The organism is Pseudomonas sp. A-1, assembly GCF_004801855.1.
Lineage (GTDB): Bacteria > Pseudomonadota > Gammaproteobacteria > Pseudomonadales > Pseudomonadaceae > Geopseudomonas.
In genome coordinates this window covers 1-9,937 of record NZ_SSTC01000107.1, presented here as the reverse complement: position 1 = coordinate 9,937, position 9,937 = coordinate 1, and the positions used below count along the sequence as shown (strand labels likewise).

At 70.7% G+C, this 9,937-nt stretch carries 9 protein-coding genes and 1 pseudogene; 6 read left to right on the top strand and 4 right to left on the bottom strand.

Features of this window, described 5'->3' with window-relative positions:
* Positions 1 to 219: hypothetical protein (locus tag E5198_RS18495; protein WP_136491424.1), on the bottom strand; the 219-nt coding region annotated here is incomplete at its 3' end.
* 197 nt (positions 220 to 416) lie between these two features.
* On the opposite strand from E5198_RS18495, the gene E5198_RS18490 reads away from it, so the two are divergent.
* From E5198_RS18490 to E5198_RS18470, 5 genes are all read left to right on the top strand, one after another.
* On the top strand, positions 417 to 2,036 hold the full coding sequence (locus tag E5198_RS18490) for an acyl-CoA synthetase (RefSeq protein ID WP_136491423.1): 1,620 nt from the start codon (positions 417 to 419) through the stop codon (positions 2,034 to 2,036).
* A 102-nt stretch (positions 2,037 to 2,138) separates the two neighbouring features.
* Positions 2,139 to 2,468 (top strand): DUF485 domain-containing protein, encoded by a 330-nt coding sequence (locus E5198_RS18485; RefSeq protein ID WP_136491422.1) that lies wholly within the window; start codon positions 2,139 to 2,141, stop codon positions 2,466 to 2,468.
* Complete coding sequence (locus E5198_RS18480) at positions 2,465 to 4,132, top strand: cation acetate symporter (protein WP_136491421.1); 1,668 nt, start codon at positions 2,465 to 2,467, stop codon at positions 4,130 to 4,132. The genes E5198_RS18485 and E5198_RS18480 overlap by 4 nt, the downstream gene beginning before the upstream one ends.
* Positions 4,133 to 4,223: 91 nt before the next feature.
* Positions 4,224 to 6,005 (top strand): acyl-CoA dehydrogenase C-terminal domain-containing protein, encoded by a 1,782-nt coding sequence (locus E5198_RS18475; RefSeq protein ID WP_136491420.1) that lies wholly within the window; start codon positions 4,224 to 4,226, stop codon positions 6,003 to 6,005.
* 134 nt (positions 6,006 to 6,139) lie between these two features.
* Positions 6,140 to 7,006, top strand: a complete 867-nt coding sequence (locus tag E5198_RS18470) for an MBL fold metallo-hydrolase (protein ID WP_136491419.1) — start codon at positions 6,140 to 6,142, stop codon at positions 7,004 to 7,006.
* 21 nt (positions 7,007 to 7,027) lie between these two features.
* Here the strand turns inward: E5198_RS18470 and E5198_RS18465 are convergent, their stop codons facing one another.
* The 3 genes from E5198_RS18465 to mpl are packed head-to-tail and all read right to left on the bottom strand — an operon-like array spanning position 7,028 to position 9,358.
* On the bottom strand, positions 7,028 to 7,369 hold the full coding sequence (locus tag E5198_RS18465) for a YceK/YidQ family lipoprotein (protein ID WP_136491418.1): 342 nt from the start codon (positions 7,367 to 7,369) through the stop codon (positions 7,028 to 7,030).
* A complete protein-coding gene (gene ubiX / locus E5198_RS18460; RefSeq protein WP_136491417.1) occupies positions 7,362 to 7,994 on the bottom strand; it encodes a flavin prenyltransferase UbiX in 633 nt (210 codons plus the stop codon). Before ubiX ends, E5198_RS18465 begins: the two co-directional genes overlap by 8 nt.
* Positions 7,995 to 8,005: 11 nt before the next feature.
* Positions 8,006 to 9,358 (bottom strand): UDP-N-acetylmuramate:L-alanyl-gamma-D-glutamyl-meso-diaminopimelate ligase, encoded by a 1,353-nt coding sequence (gene mpl, locus E5198_RS18455; RefSeq protein ID WP_136491416.1) that lies wholly within the window; start codon positions 9,356 to 9,358, stop codon positions 8,006 to 8,008.
* 168 nt (positions 9,359 to 9,526) lie between these two features.
* On the opposite strand from mpl, the pseudogene E5198_RS18450 reads away from it, so the two are divergent.
* A pseudogene (locus E5198_RS18450) lies at positions 9,527 to 9,937 on the top strand (dicarboxylate transport); the annotation flags it as partial.

Below are 9,937 nucleotides of genomic sequence, written 5' to 3'. Positions count from 1 at the left end.
CGCCCCCGGCGGCAGGCGCCGCGCGCTACCCAGCTCGGCGTAGGTGCCGGCCGCCGGCTGCCAGGCCAGGTAGTAGGCCTGCGCCACCTCGGGCCGCGCCTGCGCCAGGCGCAGCAGGGCGTCGGCCAGCTCGTCGCGCGCCACGCTCTCGCCGGCCAGGCGCAGCAGCTCGCGCATTTCGCGCGGCACCCCGCCCCCCTGAGTGTCGATCAACGCCATGGTCTCCGGGCCCCTCCCGCCTGATATGGTATTTGTACTATATATCTACAGATAAAAACCTATACACATTTCCGAAAATACGATCTATGCTCGGGGCAAGTCATCACAGGGACGTGGTGCCGCAGGTCGTCGATCCGGCCGCGCCGCGTCGATGCACGAACAAGAACAGAGCTAACAATCAGCCAGCGGATACTGTCATGTCGATCTACGAGCAGGGCCTCGCGCCCGCCCCCGTGAACCACGTCGCCCTCTCCCCGCTCAGCTTCATCGAGCGCACCGCCAGCATCTACCCCGACCGCCTCGCCGTGATCCACGGCGCCATCCGCCGCGACTGGCGCGAGACCTACCGGCGCTGCCGGCGCCTGGCCTCGGCGCTGGCCGGGCGCGGCATCGGCCAGGGCGACACCGTGGCGGTGATGCTGCCCAACATCCCGGCCATGCTCGAGGCGCACTTCGGCGTGCCGATGGTCGGCGCGGTGCTCAACACCCTCAACGTGCGCCTGGACGCCGAGGCGATCGCCTTCATGCTGCAGCACGGCGAGGCCAAGGTGCTGATCGCCGACCGCGAATTCCACGAGGTGGTGCACGCCGCGGTCGGCATGCTCGGCCGGCCGCTGCTGGTGATCGACGTCGACGACCCCGAGTACGGCGAGGGCCAACCGACCAGCGAACTCGACTACGAGGCCTTCCTCGCCGAGGGCGATCCGCAGTTCGCCTGGCAGGGCCCGGACGACGAGTGGCAGGCGATCAGCCTCAACTACACTTCCGGTACCACCGGCAATCCCAAGGGGGTGGTCTACCATCACCGCGGCGCCTTCCTCAACGCCATGGGCAACCAGATGACCTGGGCGATGGGCCATCACCCGGTCTACCTGTGGACCCTGCCGATGTTCCACTGCAACGGCTGGTGCTTCCCGTGGACCATCACCGCGCTGGCCGGCACCCACGTGCTCCTGCGCCGGGTCGACCCGCAGAAGATCCTCACCCTGATCCGCGAGCACCGCGTCACCCACCTGTGCGGCGCGCCCATCGTGCTCAACGCGCTGGTCAACATGCCCGACTCGGCCAAAGCCGCCATCGACCATCCAGTCAACGCCATGGTCGCCGGCGCCGCGCCGCCGGCCAAGGTGATCGGCGCGGTGGAGGAGATGGGCATCAAGGTCACCCACGTCTACGGCCTCACCGAGGTCTACGGCCCGGTCACCGTGTGCGCCTGGCACGAGGAGTGGGACACCCTGTCGCTGGACGAGCGGGCACGGATCAAGGCGCGCCAGGGCGTGCGCTACCCGACCCTGGAAGGGGTGATGGTCGGCGACCCGAAGACCCTCGAGCCGGTACCGCGCGACGGCGAGACCCTCGGCGAGATCTTCATGCGCGGCAACACGGTGATGAAGGGCTACCTGAAGAACCCGACCGCCACCGAGGAAGCCTTCGCCGGCGGCTGGTTCCACACCGGCGACCTGGCCGTGTGCCACCCGGACGGCTACGTGGAGATCAAGGACCGCCTCAAGGACATCATCATCTCCGGCGGCGAGAACATCTCCACCATCGAGGTGGAGGGCGTGCTGTACCGCCACCCGGCGGTGCTGGAGGCCGCGGTGGTGGCCCGCCCGGACGAGAAGTGGGGCGAGACGCCCTGCGCCTTCGTCACCCTCAAGCAGGGCCACGCGGCCAGCCAGGCGGACATCGTCACCTTCTGCCGCGAGCACCTGGCGCACTTCAAGGTGCCGAAGACCGTGGTGTTCGACGCCCTGCCGAAGACCTCCACCGGCAAGATCCAGAAGTACGTGCTGCGCGACTGGGCGCGGGCGCTCTAGCCCGCCCTCCGGCCCGCCCCTCCCCGCCCAGGATCACCACGCGGCGGCGCCTCGCGCGCCGCCGTGCAGGGTACGGCTACAACAACAACTCGGAGCCCGCTCATGGACCTCAGCGTTACCCGTCATGCCCAGAGTTACGACCAGATCCGCAACAACCCCAAGTTCCGCCAGCTGGCGCAGAGCCGTTCGCGCCTGGCCTGGTCGCTGAGCGCCGCGGTGCTCGGCACCTACTTCCTGTTCATGGCCACCGTGGCCTTCGCCCCCGAACTGCTGCACCGGCCGCTGGCCGAGGGCAGCCCGCTGACCGTCGGCCTGCCGGTCGGCGCCGCAGTGATCGTGCTGTCCTGGCTGCTCACCGGCTGGTACGTGCGCTGCGCCAACACCCGCTTCGACGCCCTCAACGCCGAACTGATCGAGGAGAGCCGGCAATGAACGCACTGCGCACCCTCGGCCTCGCCGCCCTCGCCCTGCTGCCCGCCGCCGCCCTCGCCGGCCCCGGCGTCGCCGCGGCCGAGAAGCAGCCGCTCAACCTGCACGCCATCGGCATGTTCTTCGTCTTCGTCCTCGGCACCCTGGCGATCACCTGGTGGGCGGCGCGGCAGACCCGCTCGACGTCCGACTTCTACACCGCCGGCGGCGGCATCAGCGGCTTCCAGAACGGCCTGGCGATCGCCGGCGACTACATGTCCGCCGCCACCCTGCTCGGCCTGTCCAGCCTGATGTTCGCCAAGGGCTACGACGGCTTCGTCTACACCGTGGCGTTCTTCGTCGGCTGGCCGCTGATCACCTTCCTGATGGCCGAGCGCCTGCGCAACCTCGGCCGCTTCACCTTCGCCGACATCGTCTCCTACCGCCTCGACCAGACGCGCATCCGCACCTTCGCCGCGTTCGGCTCGCTGACCGTGGTGTGCTGCTACCTGGTGGTGCAGATGGTCGGCGCCGGCCAGCTGATCAAGCTGCTGTTCGGCCTCGACTACCCGGTGGCGGTGGTGGTGGTCGGCCTGCTGATGCTGGTCTACGTGATCTTCGGCGGCATGATCGCCACCACCTGGGTGCAGATCATCAAGGCCGTGCTGCTGCTCGCCGGCGGTACCACCCTGGCGTTCCTGGCCATGGCCGAGTTCGGCTTCAGCTACTCGGCGCTGGCCGAGCGCGCCATCGACACCCATGCCATCGGCAAGGCGATCATGGGCCCGGGCAGCATGCTCGCCGACCCGTTCAACGCCGCCTCGATGTCGCTCGGTCTGGTGTTCGGCATCGCCGGCCTGCCGCACATCCTGATGCGCTTCTTCACCGTGCCCAACGCCAAGGAAGCACGCAAGTCGGTGTTCTTCGCCACCGGCTTCATCGGCTTCTTCTTCCTGGTGGTCGCCACCCTCGGCTTCTCCGCCATCGTCATCGTCGGCAGCGACCCGCAGTACTTCGTCGGCGGCGACACCAAGGGCGCGCTGGTCGGCGGCGGCAACATGGTGGCCATGCACCTGGCCAAGGCGGTCGGCGGCAACCTGTTCCTCGGCTTCCTCTCCGCCGTGGCCTTCGCCACCATCCTCGCCGTGGTCGCCGGCCTGGCCCTGGCCGGCGCCTCGGCGATCTCCCACGACCTGTACGCCACCGTGCTGAAGAAGGGCCAGGCCAGCGAGCGGGACGAGATGCGCGTGACCCGCATCGCCACCGTCGGCCTGGGCATCGTCGCCATCCTGCTGGGCATCCTGTTCGAGAAGCAGAACGTCGCCTTCCTGGTCGGCCTGACCTTCGGCGTCGCCGCCTCGACCAACTTCCCGGTGCTGATCATGGCCATGTACTGGAAGGGCCTGACCACCCGCGGCGCCCTGTGCGGCGGCATCGCCGGCCTGGTCAGCGCCATGCTGCTGGTGATCCTGTCGCCGGCGGTGTGGGTCACCGTGCTGGGCAACGCCAAGGCGATCTTCCCCTACGACCACCCGGCGCTGATCTCCATGCCGCTGGCCTTCCTGGTCATCGTGGTGGTCTCCAGGCTGGACCGCAGCGCCCGCGCGATGCGCGAGCGCGCCGCCTTCGACGACCAGTTCGTGCGCGCGCAGACCGGCCTCGGCTCGGCCGCCGCGGTCGCCCACTGACCCCACAGCAACAGCGCCCCGGCCGTCCGCGGATGGCCGGGGCGCACGAATCAGCGGGCGCCCGCGCGCCCTGATCCATCGAGGTTCCGACATGCCCGAGTTCAACGCCCCCCTGCGCGACATGCGCTTCGTCCTCCATGAAGTCTTCGCCGCCCCGGCCCTGTGGGCGCGCCTGCCGGCGCTCAGCGAGAGCATCGACGCCGACACCGCCGACGCCATCCTCGAGGAGGCCGCCAAGGTCACCGGCCAACTGCTCGCCCCGCTCAACCGCAGCGGCGACGAGGAAGGCGCGCGCTTCGACAACGGCGCGGTGGCCACCCCAGCCGGCTTCCGCGAGGCCTACGCCACCTACATCGACGGCGGCTGGGTCGGCCTGTCCGGCAACCCGGCCTACGGCGGCCTGGGCATGCCCAAGATGCTCGCCGTGCAGTTCGAGGAGATGCTCTACGCCGCCGGCTCCAGCTTCGCCCTGTACTCGGCGCTGACCTCCGGCGCCTGTCTGGCCATCGACGCCCACGCCAGCGAGGAACTCAAGCAGACCTACCTGCCGCGCCTGTACAGCGGCGAGTGGGCCGGCACCATGTGCCTGACCGAGCCCCATGCCGGCAGCGACCTCGGCCTGTTGCGCGCCCGCGCCGAGCCGCAGGCCGATGGCAGCTACGCCATCAGCGGCACCAAGATCTTCATCACCGGCGGCGAGCAGGACCTCACCAAGAACATCGTCCACCTGGTGCTGGCGCGCCTGCCCGACGCCCCGGCCGGTTCGCGCGGCATCTCGCTGTTCCTGGTGCCCAAGTTCCTGGTCGAAGCCGACGGCAGCCTCGGCGCGCGCAACCCGGTGAGCTGCGGCTCCATCGAACACAAGATGGGCATCAAGGCCTCGGCCACCTGCGTGATGAACTTCGACGGCGCCCGCGGCTGGCTGGTCGGCGAGCCGAACCGCGGCCTGGCGGCGATGTTCACCATGATGAACTACGAGCGCCTGTCGATCGGCATCCAGGGCATCGGCTGCGCCGAGGCCTCCTACCAGAGCGCCGTGGCCTACGCCCGCGAGCGCCTGCAGGGCCGCGCGCCGGGCGGCGCCGTGGCGCCCGAGAAGAGCGCCGACCCGATCCTCGCCCAGCCCGACGTGCGGCGCATGCTGCTGACCATGAAGGCGCTCACCGAAGGCGGGCGCGCCTTCGCCTGCTGGGTCGGCCAGCAGCTCGACCTGGCCAAGTTCGCCAGCGACGCGCAGGAGCGGCGCGACGCCGAGGCGCTGGTCGCCCTGCTCACCCCGGTGGCCAAGGCGTTCTTCACCGACACCGGCCTGGAGAGCTGCGTGCACGGCCAGCAGGTGTTCGGCGGCCACGGCTACATCCGCGAGTGGGGCCAGGAGCAACTGGTGCGCGACGTGCGCATCGCGCAGATCTACGAGGGCACCAACGGCATCCAGGCCCACGACCTGCTCGGCCGCAAGGTGCTGGGCGGCGACGGCGCCGGCCTGCGCCTGTTCGCCGCCGAGATCCGCGCCTTCGTCGACAGCCCGGCCGGCAGCGCCCAGCCGTTCTCCGGCGAACTGCTCGCCGCCCTCGACTGCCTGGAGCACTGCGGCGACTGGCTGCGCCAGCAGGCCGCGGCCAACCCCGCGGAAGTCGGCGCCGCCGCGGTCGACTACCTGCAACTGTTCGGCTACGTCGCCTACGCCTACATGTGGGCGCGCATGGCCGCCGTGGCCCAGGCCAACCGTGGCGCCGACGAGGCCTTCTACGCCGCCAAGCTGGCCACCGCGCAGTTCTACTTCCGCAAGCTGCTGCCGCGCATCCACAGCCTGGAGGCGAGCATCCGCGCCGGCAGCGCGCCGCTGTACGGACTCGACGACGCGCAGTTCTGAACCGCCTTCCCCGTTTCCCGTGAGCCACTTTGCGCGGCGTGCCGTCCTGCGGCCGTCGCGTTTTTTTCTTCCGCGTGGCAGCCTGACTGCCTGCCGCGCCGCTGCGCGCAGCAAAACAACAACAAGGAGCCCCCATGCGTACCCTGACCACCCTGTCCGGCAACAGCCAGAAACTCGACGGCGGCGCCATGTTCGGCAACGCCCCGCGCGCCCTGTGGGAGCGCTGGATGCCGGCCGACGAGCTGCACCGCATCGATCTCGGCTGCCGCGCCCTGCTGGTGCGCGAGGACGAGCGCAACGTGCTGGTGGAAACCGGCATCGGCGCCTTCTTCAGCCCCGAACTGAAGGAACGCTTCGGCGTGCAGGAAAGCCGCCACGTGCTGCTCGACAACCTGGCGAAGCTGGGCCTGTCCGACGCCGACATCGACGTGGTGGTTCTCACCCACCTGCACTTCGACCACGCCGGCGGCCTGCTCGCCCCCTGGGCCGAGGGCCAGCCGCCGCGCCTGCTGTTCCCCCACGCCCGCTTCGTCACCGGCCGCCGCCAGTGGCAGCGCGCCCTGGCGCCGCACGCCCGCGACCGCGCCTCCTACATCCCCGAGCTGCTCGAACTGCTCGAAGCCAGCGGCCGCCTGGAACTGCTCGACGACGGCGAGACCTCGCCGACCCTCGGCCCCGACTGGCGCTTCCACGTCAGCGACGGCCACACCCCCGGCCAGTTCCTCCCCGAGGTGCAGATGCCCGGCGGCCCGGTGGTGTTCGCCGGCGACCTGATCCCCGGCGCACCCTGGGTGCACCTGCCGATCACCATGGGCTACGACCGCTTCCCGGAAGGGCTGATCGAGGAAAAGACCGCGCTGCTCGAGGACCTGCTGGCGCGCAATGGCCGGCTGGTGTTCACCCACGACCCCAGGGTGGCGATGGGCCGGGTGGTGCGCGATTCAAAGGGCAAGTACGGGTTGAGCGAAGGCTGTGCGGAGGTGGTGGGGCTGGTGGAGTGACCGATCGCGCCTGACGCCGCCTCAGTTGCCGCCAACCACCTGCAACCCCAGCCCCAGCTCCGCCGCAATCGACAGCGGCAGCAGCAGGGTGTCCAGCAACGCGCTGGCCGGCAGGTCGAGCCCCGGATATTTCGGCGCCTCGGCGCCGAAGCGGTCCAGCGGGCAGCAGCCGCCGTTGAGGGCGTACCAGTCCAGGCGGGTGCCGGAATAGATCAGCGGCGCGCCAGGCTTGGCGGCATCGAGGGTGCGCACGCTGGCGCAGCCGCTCAGCAGCAGCGGCGCCAGCAGCAGGAGCGCCGGGGCGAATCTGTTCGCCTTCGCGGCGAGGCCGGCGAATGAATTCGCCCCTACAGGTTCACTCATCGGGGCTCACCCGGTGGTGCTCGCCCCAGCGCGGCAGCATGTCCTGGGGGATGTTCAGCTGGTTGAGGATGCGCGCCACCACGAAATCGACCAGGTCGTCGATGGTCTGCGGCTGGTGGTAGAAGCCCGGCGCGGCAGGCAGGATCACCGCGCCCATGTTGGACAGCCTGAGCATGTTCTCCAGGTGGATGGTGGAGAACGGCGCCTCGCGCGGCACCAGGATCAGCTGGCGGCGCTCCTTGAGCGCCACGTCGGCGGCGCGCTCGATCAGGTTGTTGCAGGCGCCGGTGGCGATGGCCGACAGCGAGCCGGTCGAGCACGGCACCACCACCATGGCCGCCGGGGCGCTGGAGCCGGAGGCCGGCGGCGCCATCCAGTCGTCCTGGCCGAACACGCGGATCTGCCCGGGCGCGGCGCCGGTGTACTCGGTGAGGAACGCCTGCATCGCCCGCGGCCGCGGCGGCAGGGCGACGTCGGTCTCGGTGGCCATCACCAGCTGCGCCGCCCTGGAGATCAGGAAGTGCACCTCGCGCTCCTCCTGCACCAGGCAGTCGAGCAGGCGCAGGCCGTACTGCGAGCCGGACGCGCCGGTCATGGCCAGGGTGATGCGTTCGGGACCGCTCATCGCCATCCTCCTTATTCGGCCAGCGCCTTGGCCAGCTTGCCGTGCAGGCCGCCGAAGCCGCCGTTGCTCATGATCACCACCTGGGTGCCCGGGGTGGCGCTGCCCTTGACCGCGGCGATGATGCCCTCCAGCGAGTCGCACACGGTGCTCGGCACCGTGGAGCCGGCCACGCTGGCGGCCAGGTCCCAGCCGAGGCTGGCCGGCGCGTACCAGATGGCGCGGTCGGCCTGGCTCACCGAGTCCGCCAGCCCCTCGCGGTGGGCACCGAGCTTCATCGAGTTCGAGCGCGGCTCGATCACCGCGATGATCGGCGCGCTGCCGACGCGCTTGCGCAGGCCGTCGAGGGTGGTGGCGATGGCGGTCGGATGGTGGGCGAAGTCGTCGTAGAGGGTGACGCCCCTGACCTCGGCGACCTTTTCCATGCGCCGCTTGACGCTCCTGAAGCTCGACAGCGCCGCGCAGCCCTGCGCCGGGGTGACACCGACGTGGCGCGCCGCGGCCAGGGTGGCCAGGGCGTTGGCGACGTTGTGGCGGCCGGTGAGCTCCCACTCGACGCTGCCCTGCACGGCGCCCTCGAACAGCACCTCGAAGCGCGAGCCGTCCTCGGCGAGCAGATGGGCCTGCCACTGGCCGCCGTGGCCGGTGGTCTGCACCGGGGTCCAGCAGCCCATCTCCAGCACCCGGCCGAGCGCCTCCTCGGCGGCCGGACGGATGATCAGCCCCTCGCCCGGCACGGTGCGCACCAGGTGGTGGAACTGCCGCTCGATGGCCGCCAGATCCGGGAAGATGTCCGCGTGGTCGAATTCCAGGTTGTTGAGGATCGCGGTGCGCGGGCGGTAGTGGACGAACTTGCTGCGCTTGTCGAAGAAGGCGCTGTCGTACTCGTCGGCCTCGACCACGAAGAACGGCGTGCCGCCCAGGCGCGCGGACACGCCGAAGTTCTGCGGCACCCCGCCGATCAGGAAGCCCGGGCTCATCCCGGCGTCCTCCAGCACCCAGGCCAGCATGCTGCTGGTGGTGGTCTTGCCGTGGGTGCCGGCCACCGCCAGCACCCAGCGGCCCTGCAGCACGTGGTCGGCCAGCCACTGCGGGCCGCTGACGTAGGGCAGGCCGGCGTTGAGCACACGCTCCACCGCCGGGTTGCCGCGCGACAGGGCGTTGCCGATCACCACCAGGTCCGGCGCCGGGTCGAGGTGCGCCGGATCGTAGCCCTGCATGAGCTCGATGCCCTGGGCCTCGAGCTGGGTGCTCATCGGCGGGTAGACGTTGGCGTCGGAGCCGGTGACGCGGTGGCCGAGTTCCTTGGCCAGCACCGCCAGCGAGCCCATGAAGGTGCCGCAGATGCCGAGAATGTGGATATGCATGGGTGTCCTCGAATACGGGCGGGCAGGGCCCGGAAAACTGTCGCGCAGGTTAGCACAGCCCCCGGTGGACCACAGGCGCGGCCGGCAATTCCGCGAACCACTGCCTTGCCCCCGCGGCGCCGGCGGGCCACCCTTGCCGGCATGCGCAACCGACCCGAGGACCGTCCGATGACGGCACGCCCGCCCCGCTGGCGCCGCACCCTGCGCCGGATGGCGCTCGCCCTGCCGCTCGCCGCGCTGGCTGCCGCACTGGCCGCGGCCGGCTACGCCTGGCAGTGGTGGCTGCAGGTGCAGCAGGAACAGGGCATCGTCGGCCTCGACTGGCACGGGCTGCAGGTGTCCCGCCACGGCCTGCGCCTCGAACGCCTGGAGCTGCAGCAGCTGGCCGCCGACGGCCGCCGCCTGCAGCTCGCCGCCGACACCGTGCAGCTCGACTGGCGGCTGCAGCGCACCGCGTCATACCTCGAACGCCTGCACGTCGCGCATCTGCAGCTCGACTGGCAGGCGCCGGCCGCGCCCGGCGGCGAGGCCAGCCGCCTGCCCAGCGCCGACGCGCTGGCCGGCCTGCTCGCCTGGCTG